Origin of the sequence: Pseudomonas frederiksbergensis (assembly GCF_003732705.1) — a bacterium.
Taxonomy (GTDB): Bacteria; Pseudomonadota; Gammaproteobacteria; order Pseudomonadales; family Pseudomonadaceae; genus Aquipseudomonas; species Aquipseudomonas frederiksbergensis_F.
Map to the genome: position 1 here is coordinate 219,467 of NZ_MOBR01000015.1, position 16,126 is coordinate 235,592.

Annotated in this window: 16 protein-coding genes; 4 read left to right on the forward strand and 12 right to left on the reverse strand. The window is 60.6% G+C overall.

What is annotated here, in order from left to right; all coding sequences use genetic code 11:
- Window positions 1-96: 96 nt before the first annotated feature.
- Window positions 97-1,470, forward strand: a complete 1,374-nt coding sequence (gene ppnN / locus BK667_RS17085; protein ID WP_123508789.1) for a nucleotide 5'-monophosphate nucleosidase PpnN — start codon at window positions 97-99, stop codon at window positions 1,468-1,470.
- A 157-nt stretch (window positions 1,471-1,627) separates the two neighbouring features.
- Here ppnN and BK667_RS17090 read toward each other — a convergent pair whose 3' ends face one another.
- Complete coding sequence (locus BK667_RS17090; RefSeq protein WP_259698051.1) at window positions 1,628-2,650, reverse strand: alpha/beta fold hydrolase; 1,023 nt, start codon at window positions 2,648-2,650, stop codon at window positions 1,628-1,630.
- 294 nt (window positions 2,651-2,944) lie between these two features.
- On the opposite strand from BK667_RS17090, the gene BK667_RS17100 reads away from it, so the two are divergent.
- From BK667_RS17100 to BK667_RS17115, 3 genes are all read left to right on the forward strand, one after another.
- The gene (locus tag BK667_RS17100) at window positions 2,945-3,685 is read left to right on the forward strand and encodes a response regulator (protein WP_123508791.1); all 741 of its coding nucleotides are present in this window, start codon (window positions 2,945-2,947) and stop codon (window positions 3,683-3,685) included.
- 174 nt (window positions 3,686-3,859) lie between these two features.
- Window positions 3,860-4,243 (forward strand): hypothetical protein, encoded by a 384-nt coding sequence (locus tag BK667_RS17105; protein WP_123598346.1) that lies wholly within the window; start codon window positions 3,860-3,862, stop codon window positions 4,241-4,243.
- Window positions 4,244-4,589: 346 nt separating this feature from the next.
- On the forward strand, window positions 4,590-4,835 hold the full coding sequence (locus tag BK667_RS17115; RefSeq protein WP_123508879.1) for a hypothetical protein: 246 nt from the start codon (window positions 4,590-4,592) through the stop codon (window positions 4,833-4,835).
- A gap of 104 nt (window positions 4,836-4,939) precedes the next feature.
- On the opposite strand, the gene BK667_RS17120 is transcribed toward BK667_RS17115, so the two are convergent.
- The 11 genes from BK667_RS17120 to BK667_RS17175 all read right to left on the reverse strand — a co-directional run bounded on the left by BK667_RS17120 (window position 4,940) and on the right by BK667_RS17175 (window position 16,031).
- Window positions 4,940-6,373, reverse strand: a complete 1,434-nt coding sequence (locus BK667_RS17120; protein WP_123598348.1) for an FAD/NAD(P)-binding protein — start codon at window positions 6,371-6,373, stop codon at window positions 4,940-4,942.
- Between the two features lie 13 nt (window positions 6,374-6,386).
- Complete coding sequence (locus tag BK667_RS17125; protein WP_123598349.1) at window positions 6,387-7,154, reverse strand: ABC transporter ATP-binding protein; 768 nt, start codon at window positions 7,152-7,154, stop codon at window positions 6,387-6,389.
- A gap of 3 nt (window positions 7,155-7,157) precedes the next feature.
- Window positions 7,158-8,498 (reverse strand): ABC transporter substrate-binding protein, encoded by a 1,341-nt coding sequence (locus tag BK667_RS17130; RefSeq protein ID WP_123598350.1) that lies wholly within the window; start codon window positions 8,496-8,498, stop codon window positions 7,158-7,160.
- Window positions 8,499-8,523: 25 nt separating this feature from the next.
- Window positions 8,524-9,573, reverse strand: coding sequence for a branched-chain amino acid ABC transporter permease (locus BK667_RS17135; protein ID WP_123598351.1), 1,050 nt, complete (start codon window positions 9,571-9,573; stop codon window positions 8,524-8,526).
- Window positions 9,574-9,577: 4 nt separating this feature from the next.
- Complete coding sequence (locus tag BK667_RS17140; protein WP_123598352.1) at window positions 9,578-10,459, reverse strand: branched-chain amino acid ABC transporter permease; 882 nt, start codon at window positions 10,457-10,459, stop codon at window positions 9,578-9,580.
- Complete coding sequence (locus BK667_RS17145; protein ID WP_123508798.1) at window positions 10,459-11,235, reverse strand: ABC transporter ATP-binding protein; 777 nt, start codon at window positions 11,233-11,235, stop codon at window positions 10,459-10,461. Before BK667_RS17145 ends, BK667_RS17140 begins: the two co-directional genes overlap by 1 nt.
- Window positions 11,232-12,137, reverse strand: a complete 906-nt coding sequence (locus BK667_RS17150) for an AMP-binding protein (protein ID WP_123598353.1) — start codon at window positions 12,135-12,137, stop codon at window positions 11,232-11,234. The genes BK667_RS17145 and BK667_RS17150 overlap by 4 nt, the downstream gene beginning before the upstream one ends.
- A 245-nt stretch (window positions 12,138-12,382) precedes the next feature.
- Window positions 12,383-13,786: an LLM class flavin-dependent oxidoreductase gene (locus tag BK667_RS17160; RefSeq protein ID WP_123508801.1), complete on the reverse strand. Its 1,404-nt coding sequence runs from the start codon at window positions 13,784-13,786 to the stop codon at window positions 12,383-12,385.
- Window positions 13,786-14,223, reverse strand: a complete 438-nt coding sequence (locus BK667_RS17165) for an acyl-CoA dehydrogenase (protein ID WP_123598354.1) — start codon at window positions 14,221-14,223, stop codon at window positions 13,786-13,788. The genes BK667_RS17160 and BK667_RS17165 overlap by 1 nt, the downstream gene beginning before the upstream one ends.
- Window positions 14,224-14,233: 10 nt before the next feature.
- A complete protein-coding gene (locus BK667_RS17170; RefSeq protein ID WP_123598355.1) occupies window positions 14,234-15,427 on the reverse strand; it encodes an SfnB family sulfur acquisition oxidoreductase in 1,194 nt (397 codons plus the stop codon).
- 214 nt (window positions 15,428-15,641) lie between these two features.
- Entirely contained in the window at window positions 15,642-16,031 is a 390-nt protein-coding gene (locus BK667_RS17175) for a hypothetical protein (RefSeq protein ID WP_123598356.1), read from the reverse strand.
- Window positions 16,032-16,126: the final 95 nt, after the last annotated feature.

A 16,126-nucleotide genomic window follows, 5' to 3' on the forward strand; every position in this document is an offset into this window, starting at 1 on the left:
ACCCCGTAGTTCGTGCCATCTTCTTTCATGGATACATTTTTATTCGGATGCCAATCGCTCCTCCTGTATGACTGGCATCGTTTTAAGGATCATTGAATGTCCCAACGCCAAGTAATCAACGCCTCTGTCAGCCCTAAAGGCAGCCTGGAAACCCTGTCCCAACGTGAAGTCCAGCAACTGAGCGAAGCCGGTTCCGGCAGCACCTACACCCTTTTCCGCCAGTGCGCCCTGGCCATCCTCAACACCGGCGCCCACGTTGATAACGCCAAGACCATCCTCGAAGCCTACAAAGACTTCGAAATCCGCATTCACCAGCAAGACCGTGGCGTGCGCCTGGAACTGCTGAACGCCCCGGCCGACGCCTTCGTCGACGGCGAAATGATCGCCAGCACCCGGGAAATGCTGTTCAGCGCCTTGCGCGACATTGTCTACACCGAAAACGAACTCGACGCCCAGCGTATCGACCTGAGCACGTCCCAGGGCATCAGCGACTACGTCTTCCACCTGCTGCGCAACGCCCGCACCCTGCGCCCCGGCGTGGAGCCGAAGATCGTGGTGTGCTGGGGTGGCCACTCGATCAACACCGAAGAATACAAGTACACCAAGAAAGTCGGCCACGAACTGGGCCTGCGTAGCCTCGACATCTGCACCGGTTGCGGCCCAGGTGTGATGAAAGGCCCGATGAAAGGCGCGACCATCGCCCACGCCAAGCAGCGCATCCACGGCGGCCGTTACCTGGGCTTGACCGAGCCGGGAATCATCGCGGCTGAGGCGCCGAACCCGATCGTCAATGAACTGGTAATCCTGCCGGATATTGAAAAACGCCTGGAAGCCTTCGTGCGCGTTGGCCACGGCATCATCATCTTCCCGGGCGGCGCCGGTACTGCGGAAGAATTCCTGTACCTGCTGGGCATCCTGATGCACCCGGACAACGCGGGCCTGCCCTTCCCCGTCGTGCTGACCGGGCCGAAACACGCGGCGCCGTACCTTGAGCAACTGGACGCGTTCGTCGGCGCCACCCTGGGTGAAGCGGCGAAGCAGCACTACACGATCATCATCGACGACCCGGCCGAAGTGGCGCGGCATATGACGGCCGGTCTGAAAGAGGTCAAACAGTTCCGCCGCGAGCGCAACGACGCGTTCCATTTCAACTGGCTGCTGAAGATCGACGAAGGCTTCCAGCGTCCGTTCGACCCGACCCACGAAAACATGGCCAGCCTGCAACTGAGCCGCAAACTGCCGGCCCACGAACTCGCCGCCAACCTGCGCCGGGCGTTCTCCGGCATCGTCGCCGGCAACGTCAAGGACAAGGGCATCCGCCTGATCGAAGAACACGGGCCGTACCAGATCCGTGGCGACGCGGCGGTGATGCAACCGCTGGATCAGTTGCTCAAGGCCTTCGTCGCCCAGCACCGGATGAAACTGCCGGGCGGCGCGGCGTATGTGCCGTGTTACCAAGTGGTTGCGTAACAAACCTGAAAAGTTAGCTGTCACGTTGATCGTTCCCCACGCTCCGCGTGGGAACGCAGCCCGGGACGCTCCGCGTCCCATCCACAGCCGAACGCGGAGCGTCCGTTGAGGCATTCCTTTGCTGCGCGTGGGAACGATCATGCGCAACGGGCATTCGTTACAGGTGATCCGCGTCAATCACCGCTTTGGCAAAGGCTTGCGGATTTTCCTGCGGCAAGTTGTGGCCAATGCCGCCGTTGATCAAGCGGTACTCATACTTTCCGGTAAAGCGCTTGGCGTAATCTTCGGCAGCCGGATGTGGCGCGCCGTTGGCGTCACCTTCCATTGTGATGGTCGGCACGCTGATGTTCGGCGCCTTGGCCAATCGCTGCTCCAGCGCTTCATATTGCGGTTCGCCCTGGACGATGCCCAGGCGCCAGCGGTAGTTGAATACCGTAATCGCGACGTGATCAGGGTTGTCCAACGCTGCGGCACTGCGGTCGAACGTGGCGTCGTCGAAGGTCCATTTCGGCGATGCGGTTTGCCAGATCAACTTGGCGAAATCGTGGCGGTTCTTTTCGTAACCGGCCTCGCCGCGGTCGGTGGCGAAGTAGAACTGGTACCACCATTGCAATTCGGCCTTGGGTGGCAACGGATTCTTGCCCGCCGCCTGGTTACCGATCAGGTAGCCGCTCACCGCCACCAGCGCTTCTACCCGCTCCGGCCACAGCGCCGCAACGATGTCCGCCGAGCGCGCGCCCCAGTCGTAGCCGCCCAGCACCGCTTTTTTGATCTTCAGGGCGTCCATGAAGTCGATGACGTCACTGGCCAGCGCGGCGGGCTGGCCGTTGCGCAGGGTCTTGTCCGACAGGAAATGCGTATCGCCATAGCCACGCGCATACGGGATCAGCACTCGATAACCCTTGGCCGCCAGCAACGGCGCCACTTCGCTGTAACTGTGGATGTCGTAGGGCCAGCCGTGCAGCAGAATCACCACCGGCCCATCGGCGGGGCCGACCTCGGCGTATGCCACATTCAACAACCCGGCGTTGACATGTTTCAGCGCGCCGAACGGGTCTGCCTTGAGGGTGCCGACGCTGGCAGCCACAGGCTCCGTGGTTTTAACATCGGCATGCGCCGAAAACGCTGCAACGTTCAGGACCGCGAAGAAGCTGGCTATAGCGAGTTTGTTCCAGTTCATGGTGATTTCCTCAGGGGTGCAATGACCAGTGGTTGCAGGCAAGTGGGCTTGCCTCAATGGATCCATTCAATCGTCTCGAGGTATCTGCCATGTGTCGTAAAACCACTGCAATTAAGGCGTAACGTGTCCAACGGTGCGTGAGATACAGTGCGATACAAACAGGTGGAACCTGTGGGAGCTGGCCTGCTCGCGAAGGCTGATTAACATTCAACAAAGATGTTTGCTGTTACACCGCTTTCGCGAGCAGGCTCACTCCCACAGGGATTGGCGTACGAATAATAAGAGGGTTGAGCAATGGAACATGTGGACCACATTCTGATTGTCGACGACGATCGCGAGATCCGCGAGTTGGTGGGCAATTACCTGAAGAAGAATGGCCTGCGCACCACCGTGGTCGCCGACGGCCGGCAGATGCGCAGCTTTCTGGAAGCCAACCAGGTGGACCTGATCGTGCTCGACATCATGATGCCCGGCGATGACGGCCTGCTGTTATGTCGCGAATTGCGCGCGGGCAAACACAAAGCCACGCCGATCCTGATGCTCACCGCGCGCAACGATGAAACCGACCGCATCCTCGGCCTGGAAATGGGCGCTGACGATTACCTGACCAAACCCTTCGCCGCCCGCGAGTTGCTGGCGCGGATCAACGCCGTGCTGCGCCGCACCCGCATGCTGCCGCCGAACCTGCTGATCACCGAAAGCGGCCGGCTGCTGGGTTTTGGCCGCTGGCGCCTGGACACCACCGCCCGCCACTTGCTCGACGAAGACGACACCATGGTCGCCCTCAGCGGCGCCGAGTACCGACTGCTGCGGGTATTCCTCGATCACCCGCAACGGGTACTCAGCCGCGACCAGTTGCTCAACCTGACCCAGGGCCGCGACGCCGACCTGTTCGACCGCTCCATCGATTTGCTGGTGAGCAGGTTGCGCCAGCGCTTGATGGATGACTCTCGGGAATCGACCTACATCAAGACCGTGCGCAACGAAGGCTACGTGTTCTCTTACCCTGTGGAGATGCTGGGTGCGTCGTCATGAGGGGGATTTGTATCCTTGTGTATAAAACCCTGCGATAGATACGCAAAACCCGACTTCGCGACGTTGCAGCACACATCACCGATACACCCCGGCGTTTAACTGTGAACACCAGACAGCACTGACCAACCCAGTGCTGCTGACTCACTCAATCATTAAGCGCACGGAGAATCACCCATGTTCAACTTCTCGAAAGTTTCGTCCCTGGCACTCGGTCTGGCACTGATTGGCGGCCTCGGCCTGTCGAACCTGGCCTCGGCCAACACCCCTGCCGTGTCCCACGCCCCGACTCAGCAACTGTTGGTGGAAGGTGGCTCGGATCGGCTGCAACAGAATCGCGTCGCGGAAGGCGGTGCTGACCGTTTGCAAGAGTTGCGTGAACGTGTGGCGGAAGGTGGCTCCGATCGCCTGATCCAGAATCGTGTAGCCGAAGGTGGCGCTGACCGTCTGCAAGAACTGCGCGAACGGGTTGCGCTGATCAGTCCAAGCAATGCCGTACACGCCGGTGTGGTCGTTGCAGAAAACCGCCCTGAATTCGGCTCGAAATATCAGCGCTACTGATCCAATTGTGGGAGCGAGCTTGCTCGCGATGGCGGCCAGTCAGTTAACAGCGATGTTGAATGTGATGCCCTCATCGCGAGCAAGCTCGCTCCCACAATGGTTTTGTGCCAGGCACAAATTATGTGATCAACACCTATCAACTGTGGGAGCGGGCTTGCTCGCGAAGGCTGTTTAACATTCAACAAAAATATCGACTGTTACACCGCTTTCGCGAGCAAGCCCACTCCCACAGGGGTGATCCATGGATCAACGCGCTCGATATCGACTATGCGCAAGGGTGTTTTTTCATCGCCGCGCTTCGCCACTAGAGTGGCGACATCTTCTTCCCACTCTCTGGAGCAACATCATGAAAAGCATTATCGGCCTTACCTTCGCCCTTACCGTCCTTGGCGCTACCTCGGCCATGGCCGCCACACAATCCATCGCTGCGGTAAAAGTCGGCCAACCGGCAACCCAGAACGTCAACAGTGTCAGCATCGACACCGAACACAAAGGCAGCGTCAACCTGCAGCAAAACGCCGAACAAGCCAAACTCTACGTGGCTGAAAACCGCCCTGAGTTCGGTTCGAAATATCAGCGTATTGATTCGTAAGTTTGTGCCGCTTCAAACAAGAAACCCCGGATAGATCCGATCTACCCGGGGTTTCGTCGTTGTAGCAGCTGCCGAGCTGCTACGGTCCAGCAAGCAAATTTGACTCAGGATTTATCTACCAGCCGCGCCGCCAAGGCCTTGGCCTGACTCGCCACATCCGTTACCGCCGTACTCTCCCACCACATGCCGCGCAATGGCGGGCCCATGGCGAATAGCCGTTGGGCGACCTGCCCTTCGGTGTCCAGTACCGCGCCATCCACCGCTGCCGCAATCCCCAGCGCCAACGGCCCCGGTTTGATCAGCCCTCGCGCCAGCAACTGCTGTGGCAGCGGCCGGGCGACCCGGCGCCAGTCGTATTCGATGCCGCTGGAATTGATCAATGCCGCGCCGCTGACGATCACCGTTTGCGCTTCGCCACGACGACGGATGCGAATGCTTACTTCAGCGCTCGAAGAAGGCGCCAACCCCTTGAACGACGCCGCCTGAATCCGCAGCCGCCCTTCCCCGTGCAGCCGCGCCACCAACTCCGCACTCAACGGCGGCGAACGGTGGTGATGACTTTCCCACCATGGCCGCACATGCCGCACGAATTGCCGACGCTGCACGTCCGTCGCCTGATTCCACAAGCGACCGATGTGCGCCCGCACCGTGTCGAGCGGCGATTGCCAGTCGATGCCTTGGGCGATCGCGTCCCGGCAATGCCGGCGCAGTTCGCGCAGCAACTGACGCGGCGTGCGAATGCTGTGGTCCTCGGCTAGAAAATCCACCCAGGCCGGCGGCTGGCGCCGGACATGGGGCAGCAATCCGTGACGGGAAAACACTTCGATCGGCCCACGATGCCCGGCCTGTTCCAGCGATACCACCGCATCGACCATGGTCAGGCCCGAGCCGATGATCAACACCGTGGATTGCGGATCAAGTTGCTGCATAGCCGCCACATCCCACGGATCCAGCGCCGCAGCGTTCAAACCGCTGGATTCGGTCTGCGGCGTGCGTGCGGCGGGGAACATCCCCGTGGCCAGCACCGCAAAAGTGCCCTGCAAGCGTTGACCGTCGCTCAAACTCAGCCGCACGCAATCATCGAAGGTTTGCAGGTCCACCACCTCGGCCCGCACATGCTCCACCGACGAACCGTTCACCGCCCCCACCGCTTGGGCTTGCACCAAACGCTGTTGCACGTACAAGCCAAAAATCCCCCTCGGCGGAAACAACTCGCTGATCGGCACATGCTGCTGATCCGACTCCGGCCAGCCACCCGCCGCGATGTAGTCCGTCAACCATTGAGTCAGGTCATCGGCGTTGTCCGGATCGACGCTCATCCGCGCCGCGTTGCCGTTCAGCGTATGGCCCAATTCGACCGCGCTGTAGGCCTCGCCCCGGCCGAGTTCGGCGCGGGGTTCGATCACCAGCAACGACCGCTTGCCGGGCAAACGCAGCAACTGCGCCGCCAGCATCGCGCCGCTGAGGCCACCGCCAATGATCAGGATGTCTGCATGGCGGATGGCGTCGGTCGCCTGTCCGCTGGAGGTTTGATTCATCGCATTCTCACGGTCAGTGTTTGCCTAAATAGAAGTCGTGCAGATCGCCCCGGGCCAGCAGCTCTTCGGCGCTGCCGGACAACACCACCCGCCCGGTGTCGAGCACGTAAGCCTGGGACGCGTACTTGAGCGCCACATTAATGTTTTGCTCGGCAATCAGGAAGCTCACCTGCTCGTCGCGATTGAGCTGGGCGACGATCTCGAAAATCTCCTGGACGATAATAGGCGCCAAACCCATGGAAGGTTCATCAAGCAGTACCAAAGTAGGACGTGTCATCAATGCACGACCGATGGCGACCATCTGCTGCTCGCCCCCGGAGGTCAGCCCGGCCTGGGTCTTGCGCTTGGTTTTCAGGCGGGGGAACCAGGCGTAGATCCGCTCCAGGTCCCGGGCCAGGTCCTGGCGACTCAAGCGTCGGACAAACCCGCCGCTGCGCAGGTTGTCCTCCACCGTCAGTTGCGGGAACACGTGCCGACCCTCCAGCACATGGACCATGCCCTGGCGCACCCGCACACTCGGATCGACCCCGGCCGTGTCGCGGCCTAAAAACTCGATGCTGCCGCGACTGACCTCCGCCCGTTCGGCCCGCACCAACCCGGAAATTGCCTTGAGCGTGGTGCTTTTGCCCGCGCCGTTGGCCCCGAGCAATGCGACGATGCCACCCTTGGGCACCGTCAGCGACACCCCGGCCACGGCCAGGATCGCGCCGTCGTAGATCACCTCGATGTCCTTGACCTGCAACAGCGCCTGCGTGGCGTTATCCGTGGCGGCGTGGTTCATAGCTTATTCATCCCCGGTGCAGGTGCGCGGCGTCAGGCCTTTTTCCTTGGCGAACGCGGCGGATTTTTCGTCGATCAACGGCCGCAACAAAGCGCGATCCGCCGCAATCCAGTCGCTGATCAGCGTCCAGTTGGCGCCGTCCCACTGCTGCACCCGCGCCGAACCCCCGCCCTCGTGATCCTTGCACGACAATTTGAGGTTTTGCATCAACCCGAAGTAGCCCATGTCCTTGAGCCGCGCATCGTCGATGTTCAAGTGTTCCAGGCCCCAGCGCCCTTCCTCGCCATTCAACGGACGTTTGCCAAACTTGCCTTGCGCCGTGCGAATCGCTTCGACCATCACGGCGGCGTTCACCAGCCCGGAGTTGTAGTAGACGCTGCCAAAATTCTTCAGGTCCTTGAGGTCACTTTTGCCCTTGTCGAGGATGTATTGCTTGAGGCGTTTGTGGATCTCGAAATCGGTGCCGGCCGGGTATGGCGTCAGCGCCAGATAACCTTTGGCGGCGGCACCGGCGGGCAACACGTCTTCGCTGGAACTGGCCCAGATATCGCCGACGATATGGTCCACCGGGAAGCCGAACCGTGCGGCAGTCTTGACCGCCACGGGCGTGGAAACGCCCCAGGTGCGCAGGAACACCCAGTCCGGGTTGACCTGGCGAATCTGCCGCCATTGCGACGACTGTTCGTTGCCTGGATCCGCTACCGGAATCTGGATATTTTCGAAGCCGTATTTCTCCGCCAATAGCTTCAGCGGGCCGAGGGTTTCGCGCCCGTAAGCCGAGTCGTGATAGACCGTGGCAATCTTCTTGCCCTTGAGTTTGTCGAAGCCGCCCTCGCGCTGGGCGATGTAGTTGATCAGGCTCGAGGCCTCGCTGTAGAAGGTCAGCATCACCGGGAAGTTGTAGGGGAACACCGTGCCGTCGGTGGCTTCGGTGCGACCGTAGCCGAGGGTGATCAGCGGGATTTTGTCGACCTCGGCCCGCTCGCTCAAGGCATACGCCGCCGGGGCACCGTTGGGGGAATAGATCGCCACCGGCGCGCCGTCCAGGCCTTTCTTGAAGCGCTCATAGCACTCGATGCCCTTCTCCGCCGTCCACTCGGTTTCGCATTCCTGCCAGACCAGTTTGACGCCGTTGATCCCGCCCTCCACCTCGTTGATGTAGTTCAGGTAATCGAGCATCCCGGCCCACACCTGCACGCCGCTGGAGGCATACGCGCCAACGCGATACGTGGCCAACGGGAAGAACTGTTGGTCTGGCGAGGCCTGGACCATCGGTACCGCACTGCTGAAAACCGCCAGTGTCAGGGCCGCGCCGAGCAAGGAACGTTTCAAGGATGCACGCATGTTGTCTCTCTAATCAGATAGGAATTCAGAAGCGCAGCGGCCAGTGGCTCAGCCGTTCACGAAGGTTGCCCAGCAGGCGAATCAGCCCTTCCGGTTCCTTGATCAGGAACAGGATGATCAACACGCCGAAGATGATTTTTTGCAGGTTTTGCAATTGCCCGGCGTCCACCGAACCACCAAACAAGGCTTGCCCGGCGTGGCTGAGCAAGATCGGCAGCAAACTGATAAACGCCGCGCCGACGAAGTTGCCGGCGATGCTGCCCATGCCGCCAATAATGATGATGAACAGGATCTGGAATGAACGATTGATATCGAAGCTGCTGGCGCTGGCGGTGCCCAGGTAGGCGAAAGCCCACAAGGCGCCGGCGATGCCGAGATAGAAGGAGCTGACGGCGAAGGCCAAGTGTTTGTAGCGCACCACGGGGATGCCGATCACGGCAGCGGCGGTGTCCATGTCGCGGATCGCCATCCAGTTGCGGCCGATCTGGCTTTTCACCAGGTTCACCGCGACCCAGGTCAACAGCAGCACCGTGCTCAGGGTCAGCAAATAACGCCCGACCGGGGTGTTGAGGTCATGGCCGAACAGTGCCAGTTTCGGAGCGGAAATAGTCCCGGACGAGCCGTAGTTGTAGAACCAGGGGAATTTGACGAACAGCCATTCGAGGAAGAACTGCGCGGCCAACGTGGTGACCATCAGGTAAAAACCTTTGATCCGCGAACTCGGCAAACCGAACACAAAACCGACCACGGCGCTGATCAAGCCGCCGCCGAGCAGTGCCACCGGCAGGCCCAACTCGGGCAGTCGCAGCAGAAAGCCGTAAGTGGCAAAAGCACCCACCGCCATGAATCCCGCCGCGCCGACCGAGGTCTGGCCGGTGTAACCCGTCAGCAGATTGAGGCCGAGCCCGGCCAGGGACAGCACCAGGAACGGGATCAGAATCGCGTTCAGCCAATAGTCATTGCCGGTCAGCGGCACGATGACGAAAGCGATCAGCAGTAGAGCGCTCAGTCCGATGGGCACGCGACGCTGGATCAACACTGACGGCGCGGTTTCGCGGGTTAGGGAAATCGACATGGGTTCAGACTCGCTCGATGGCGCGCTCGCCGAACAGGCCGGCGGGACGGATGTACAGGAAGGCCAGGGCCAGGACATAGGCGAACCACGGCGTGATGCCGCCGCCGATCAGCGGACCGATATAGACCTCGGCGAGGTTCTCCGCCGCACCGACAATCAGCCCGCCGACAATTGCCCCGCCAATCGAGGTGAAGCCACCGATGATCAACACCGGCAAGGCCTTGAGCACCACCAGCGACAGGGAAAACTGCACCCCTTGGCGCGCCCCCCACAGTAATCCGGCGACGAGCCCGACCACCCCGGCCACCGCCCAGACGATCTGCCAGATGCGATTGAGGTTGATGCCGATCGACAACGCGGCGGTGGTGTCATCCGCCACGGCGCGCAGGGACACACCGATCCGGGTCTTGTTGAACAGCAGCGCCAGCACCGTCACCAACACGATGGCGGCTGCGGCGGCGATCAGGTCGAACTGGCTGACCATCATCCCGCCGATGAAAATCGGCACGTCATCGATGCCCAGGTCCAGCGCCCGCACTTGCGAACCCATCAAGCCCTGGGCCAGGCCTTCGATGATGAACGACAGGCCCAGCGTGGCCATGAACAGGGTGATTTGCGAACGGTTGACCAAGGGCCGCAGCACCAGCCGTTCGATCAGCAACGCGCCGATGATCATCACCAGCACCGTCAGCAACAGCGCCAACGCGAACGGCACGCCTTGGTCATGCAGGCTGACAAAGGTCAGCGCAGCGAACAGCAGCATCGAGCCCTGGGCAAAATTGAACACGCCGCTGGCCTTGTAGATCAGCACAAAACCGATGGCGACCAAGGAATACATGGTCCCGGCAAGCAAGCCGCCGAGCAGGGTTTCGAAGAAGAACGTCATCAGTGCACCACTCCCAGATAGGCCGCGATCACTTCGGGATCGGCCTGCACTTGCGCGGGGGTGCCGTCGCCGACCTTGCGCCCGTAATCCAGCACCACGACATGGTCGGACAGGCCCATGACCACGCTCATGTCGTGTTCGATCAACACCACCGTGGTGCCGAGGTCGCGGTTGATGTCGGCGATGAAGCGGGCCATTTCCTGTTTCTCTTCGGCGTTCATTCCGGCCATCGGCTCGTCCAGCAGCAATAGACGCGGGCCGGCGATCAAGGCGCGGCCCAGCTCCACACGCTTTTGCAGGCCGTAGGACAGATTGCCCACCGGTACGTCGCGGTGGGCTTGCAGTTCGAGGAATTCGAGAATGCCTTGGGCTTGCTGGCGGAAGTCTTGCGCCTCGCGTCGGGCACGCGGCAGGTTCAGCGCTTGTTCGATAAAGCTGCTGCGCAGGTGGCGTGACAGGCCGGTGAGGATGTTGTCGATCACGCTCATCTTCTTGAACAGTGCGTTGTTCTGGAACGTGCGACCGATGCCCCGGCGAGCGGCGCTTAATGGATCGATGCGTTTAAACGGTTGCTGCTCAAAGACTATCGAGCCGGCATCGAAGCGGTACACGCCGTTCAGCACGTTGAGCAGCGAACTCTTGCCCGCGCCGTTCGGGCCGATCAGCGCGCAGATCTCGCCCCGGCGCACGTCGAAGGACAATTCGTTGATCGCCTTCACGCCTTTGAACGACAGGGAAATGCCGCTGACTTGCAGGATGGAGTCGGTCGAGCTCATGCGATGTCCCGTTTGAATTCGGCAAGCCAGGTTGGCGCGGGTTGAGCGTCAGGGCTGCGGGTGGCTTGCCAGATGAAATGCAGGTTGTGGAAGCCCAGCAATCGGCGAACGCGGTTTTTGATCAGGCGTTGCAGGGGTTTTTCCGGGTGGGCGATGGCCCAGTCGCACAGGCGTCGGCGCCAGGTGCCTGGGGGCGCGAGGCGGCTGTCGATTTCATCGGCCAGGCGTTGCAGACGTTCGGCGGACAACAGCAGCCCGGACGGCGCGACTTCGCGGCGGTCACGGCTGGCGCTGCCGGGGCTTTCCGGGAAGGCCAGGGATTGGCCGCTGGTCAGCCATTGATCGAGCAACACGGTGAGGCCGTCCTGCCACTCGGTGCCCTCTTCGCTCCAGAGTTGGGCGCTGTTGACGCCCAGACGCAGGCGTTGCGGCGGTTCGACCGGGCCGAGGAGTTCGTCGAAACTCAGCAGTGATTGGCCGTGGTTGAGCCACAGTTGTCGGGTTTGCCGGCCCTGGATAAAGGCGTGGGTCGGACGGCTGCGCCACAGCACTTTGTGCAGCGATTCGGCGTCGAGGGTGTCGGGCAAGGTGAGGACTTCACCGCCGACATGCTTCGCCGCCAGGGCCAGCAGCAATAGATTCGGTTCGAAAGTACCGCTCAGGGCCAGCCGCGAGTCTTCGGTAAAACCCTGCTGGCGCAAGCCATCGGCCAAACGCTCGACATCGCGCAAGGCATCGATCCAGCGCCAGACAAACCACTGGCCGTGGCGTTTGTGTCGCAGCGCGGTTTGCAATGGACTGACCTGGCCCCAATGGCGCAACTGCTCCAAAGCCTGGGGCGCCTTGACCTGCCATTCGACAGAATCCGCGATTGGCGGACGCTTGAGTTCATGCACGCTCATGGATTGACCTCCTGTTCATGGGCAAAAGCGTGCGGTGGTCCGCCGGGCTGAAAATTGATCGCCATCCCCTGTAATGATCGTTCCCACGCTCCGCGTGGGAATGCATCTCGGGACGCTCCGCGTCCCAGCTCCAAAAGCGGACGCAGAGCGTCCATGGCGGCATTCCCACGCAGAGCGTGGGAACGATCATCATGTCTCTCGGGCAACTCGCTCCCCTGTGGGAGCGGGCTTGCTCGCGAAGGCGTCTACGCAGACACCACTTTCTTCTCCTGCTGCCGTAACCCCACCAAATCCCGATACCCTGCCCCCGGATGAATCTCGGGCAGTCGCGGCCCTTCGCCAAACAGCTTTTCGCGCAAGGTCCCCGGCGCGTATTCGGTCTTGTACACACCGCGCTTTTGCAACTCCGGCACCAGCAATTCCACGGCGTCGATAAAGGTTTCGTGGGTCAACGCATACGCCAGGTTGAAGCCGTCCACATCGGTTTCCTCGACCCACTCCTGCAGCAGATCCGCGACGGTTTCCGGGCTGCCGACAAACAACGGCCCAAACCCGCCAATCCCGACCCAATCCGCCAGTTCATTCGGGGTCCAGACCTTGTTCGGGTCTGCGGTGGAGAACGCTTCCACCGCCGACTGAATCGCATTGGTGTGCACGTGCTTGAGCGGTTCATCCGGTTTGAACTGGCTGAAATCAATCCCGGTCCAGCCGGAAATCAGCGCCATGGCGCCCTCGTAGCTGACCCAGGTTTTGTATTCCTCGAACTTGGCTTTGGCCTTGGCATCGGTCTCGCCAAGAATCACCGTTTGCAGGTTGAAGATCAGAATCTTCTTCGGATCGCGCCCCGCTTCAGCGGCACGACGACGGATATCCGCCACGGTTTTCTTCAGCAGTACTTTCGACGGCGCGGCGACAAACACGCACTCGGCATGCTCCGCTGCGAACTGCTTGCCACGACTCGACGCACCGGCCTGATACAACACCGGCGTGCGTTGCGGCGAAGGCTCGCAGAGGTGAATGCCCGGCACTTGGAAGTGTTTACCAACGTGCTGGATCTCATGGATTTTGCTCGGATCGCTGAAGATCCGCCGCTCGCGATCCCGCAGAATAGCGCCCTCCTCCCAACTGCCTTCCCAGAGCTTGTAGCAAACCTCCAGGTACTCTTCGGCGAAGTCATAGCGGGCATCGTGTTCGGTCTGGTTTTTCTGGCCGAGATTCTTGGCGCCGCTTTCCAGATACGAGGTGACGATGTTCCAGCCGGCGCGGCCCTTGGTCAGGTGATCCAGAGTCGAGAGGCGGCGGGCGAACGGATACGGATGTTCGAAGGACAGCGATGCAGTCAGGCCAAAACCCAAATGCTCGGTGACCAGCGCCATCGGCGGGATCAGTTGCAGCGGATCATTGACCGGCACCTGCGCCGCCTGGCGGATCGCCGCATCACCGTTGCCGTTGTAGACGTCGTAGATCCCGAGCACGTCGGCAATGAACAAGCCGTCGAACTTGCCACGCTCAAGGATTTTCGCCAGATCGGTCCAGTATTCGAGGTCCTTGTACTGCCAGGAACGATCCCGCGGATGTGCCCACAACCCCGGCGACTGATGACCGACGCAGTTCATGTCAAAAGCGTTGAGACGAATTTCACGGGCCATCAAACGGCACTCCGAACACTGGGGGGATGAATGCCGTTGAGGCGGAAGTTGCCGATCAGGTGAAGTTTCCAGCGCAGCGGGTCATGCAGTGAACCGTGCAACGCAGTGCGTTGGCCGGTGAGTTCGAATTCCGCATTACTCACGGCGCTCAAGGCATCAGCGCTGGCCAGGTGCGACTCGGCGATGGCGACGCTGATTTCCGTGTCGTCCTCAGTGCTGCTCAGGAATTCTTCGGCGCGTTCGAGCAGCGCGGCGGCGACTTCGATGCGAATGTGCAGATCGCCAAAGCGGCTGATGACATAGGGATCCTGCGTGGCTTGCTCGTGCTGGCGGACAAACCGCAGGGTCGCGTCGAGCAGGCTGCGGGCGTTGTGCAAGTCGTGCTGACTTTTGGCCAGGGGTTGCCCGGCGCTAATCGGTTGGGTCAAGGCATTCATGGTGGGCTCCTCAGTTCCAGGCATGGCGCGCGGGCTTCACGCCGTTGAGCAAGTAGTTGCCGATCAGGTGGTATTTCCAGCGCGCCGGGTCGTGCAGGGTGTGGGTCCGGGCGTTGCGCCAGTGGCGGTCGAGGTTGTACTTGCCAAGCACCGAGCGGGTGCCGGCCAGCTCGAAGAGTTTGCTGCTGGTGAGCAAGGCGATGTCGGCCGACAGGACCTTGGCCTGGGCCACCACCACGGAGGCGTGGGCAACGGTGTCTTCGTTGGGATTGAGTAACGCCGCGTCGATGGCCAGACCGGCCTTTTTCAGAATCGCTTCGGTGCCGTGGACGCGCCATTCGAGATCGCCAATCGCAGCGATACTGAACGGGTCCTGCCAGCCGTGATCGTTACCGCTGTCGATCCATGGACGGGATTCGCGGGCGTAGCGCTTGGTTTCCTCCAGCGCACCGACGGCGATGCCGGTGTCCACGGCAGCCTGGATGATTTGCGAGATAGGACCGTCGGCGGTGGGTTCGTCGAAGGCTTTGTGGGCCGGGATGACCGCGTTCAACGGCACTTTCACCGCGTTGAGGGTCACGCCGCCGCTGGCGGTGGTGCGCTGGCCGAAACCGTCCCAGCTGTCGATCACCGTCAGGCCGGGATTGTCGCGCTCGATGAAGGCGATGAAGGCTTGATTCTGTTCGTTGACCGCCACCGCCGGCACGATGTGTGCGAACAACGCGCCGGTGCAGTAGAACTTCTCGCCGTCGATCTGCGCGGTGTCCTGGTCGAAGCGAATGCGGGTTTCAAAGGCCCCGGCGTTTTTGCTTTTGGATTCGGAGAAGGCGTTACCGAAACGGTAACCCTGCAGGACTTTGCCAAAGTAGTAGCGCTTCTGCTCTTCAGTGGCGGTTTGCAACAGGATGTCGAGCACGCCGAGGTGGTTCTGCGGGATCTGGCCGAGGGATGAATCGGCGGCGGAAATGATCTTGATCACTTCGGCGACGGTCACATAGGACACACCGGCACCGCCGTATTCCTTGGGAACCGTGATGCCCCAAAGACCGCTCGCGGAGAATTCGTCCAGCTCGGCCACCGGCAAGCGTCGATCGCGGTCGCGGACGCTGGCTTCGACGGCGAAGCGAGCCGCGAGTTTGTGCGCGACGGCGATGGCTTCGGCGTCCGAGCGGATCAGGTGGGCGGTGCTGGGGAAAGTTGTCATGGGGCCGACTCCGTGGTTCCGAGTGAGTACCCATGAACCTTTACACAAGTCGTGCCAATTAATTTATTCGATATTTTTCATATGCTTGGGATCACTTTATAAATGCACACCTAAAAAATATCCACGCAAAATGTTGGTTAGCTGTTGCCTGAACAACAGCAAAAACAAAAAATGCCCAACACATAAAGGATTGGGCATTTAAGAACATTCTCGATCAACTGTGCTGGATGCTGTACGGAATAGAATTAGGTGATTGAAAAGCAGGACCTGACGCGAAATACCAACCGTAAAAAAACACAACTGGATTCCCTGCTACGTACTCCAGAAAGGCGTATTTACGCAGTGGAATATTGAAATTCCCATTAACGTCAGGTTTGCCGACGCCAGGTACATACCCAGCTTCAATCGTGTGCCTATCTCTCGTGATGAACACTCTGACAGTATCACCTTCCGACCATCCATCCGGGGCAGAAATAACGCCTGTGGCAAACTCTCCGACAATGTTCGTTAGTTTGATGACGTTATCCGAATCCGCTTCTGCGACGGTGAGTGGTTGACGCTCGGGGTCTAAGGCGAGATTCACAGCATCTTGAGAATCTTCCATTTCTGAACTCCTTCAGTTGATCACCAATAAAGCCTGAAACAAGCGACGACTACACGTCTCCACGGCTGGGCTCAGGCAAGCGCTTGCTGACCCAT

Excerpts from the sequence above, each read along its gene's own strand:
- BK667_RS17170 (WP_123598355.1), bottom strand. The coding sequence starts at position 15,427 with ATGACAACTTTCCCCAGCACCGCCCACCTGATCCGCTCGGACGCCGAA.
- BK667_RS17165 (WP_123598354.1), bottom strand. The coding sequence starts at position 14,223 with ATGAATGCCTTGACCCAACCGATTAGCGCCGGGCAACCCCTGGCCAAA.
- BK667_RS17135 (WP_123598351.1), bottom strand. The coding sequence starts at position 9,573 with ATGTCGATTTCCCTAACCCGCGAAACCGCGCCGTCAGTGTTGATCCAG.
- BK667_RS17145 (WP_123508798.1), bottom strand. The coding sequence starts at position 11,235 with ATGAGCTCGACCGACTCCATCCTGCAAGTCAGCGGCATTTCCCTGTCG.
- BK667_RS17100 (WP_123508791.1), top strand. The coding sequence starts at position 2,945 with ATGGAACATGTGGACCACATTCTGATTGTCGACGACGATCGCGAGATC.
- BK667_RS17160 (WP_123508801.1), bottom strand. The coding sequence starts at position 13,786 with ATGGCCCGTGAAATTCGTCTCAACGCTTTTGACATGAACTGCGTCGGT.
- BK667_RS17130 (WP_123598350.1), bottom strand. The coding sequence starts at position 8,498 with ATGCGTGCATCCTTGAAACGTTCCTTGCTCGGCGCGGCCCTGACACTG.
- BK667_RS17175 (WP_123598356.1), bottom strand. The coding sequence starts at position 16,031 with ATGGAAGATTCTCAAGATGCTGTGAATCTCGCCTTAGACCCCGAGCGT.
- BK667_RS17090 (WP_259698051.1), bottom strand. The coding sequence starts at position 2,650 with ATGAACTGGAACAAACTCGCTATAGCCAGCTTCTTCGCGGTCCTGAAC.
- BK667_RS17125 (WP_123598349.1), bottom strand. The coding sequence starts at position 7,154 with ATGAACCACGCCGCCACGGATAACGCCACGCAGGCGCTGTTGCAGGTC.
- ppnN (WP_123508789.1), top strand. The coding sequence starts at position 97 with ATGTCCCAACGCCAAGTAATCAACGCCTCTGTCAGCCCTAAAGGCAGC.
- BK667_RS17150 (WP_123598353.1), bottom strand. The coding sequence starts at position 12,137 with ATGAGCGTGCATGAACTCAAGCGTCCGCCAATCGCGGATTCTGTCGAA.
- BK667_RS17115 (WP_123508879.1), top strand. The coding sequence starts at position 4,590 with ATGAAAAGCATTATCGGCCTTACCTTCGCCCTTACCGTCCTTGGCGCT.
- BK667_RS17105 (WP_123598346.1), top strand. The coding sequence starts at position 3,860 with ATGTTCAACTTCTCGAAAGTTTCGTCCCTGGCACTCGGTCTGGCACTG.
- BK667_RS17140 (WP_123598352.1), bottom strand. The coding sequence starts at position 10,459 with ATGACGTTCTTCTTCGAAACCCTGCTCGGCGGCTTGCTTGCCGGGACC.
- BK667_RS17120 (WP_123598348.1), bottom strand. The coding sequence starts at position 6,373 with ATGAATCAAACCTCCAGCGGACAGGCGACCGACGCCATCCGCCATGCA.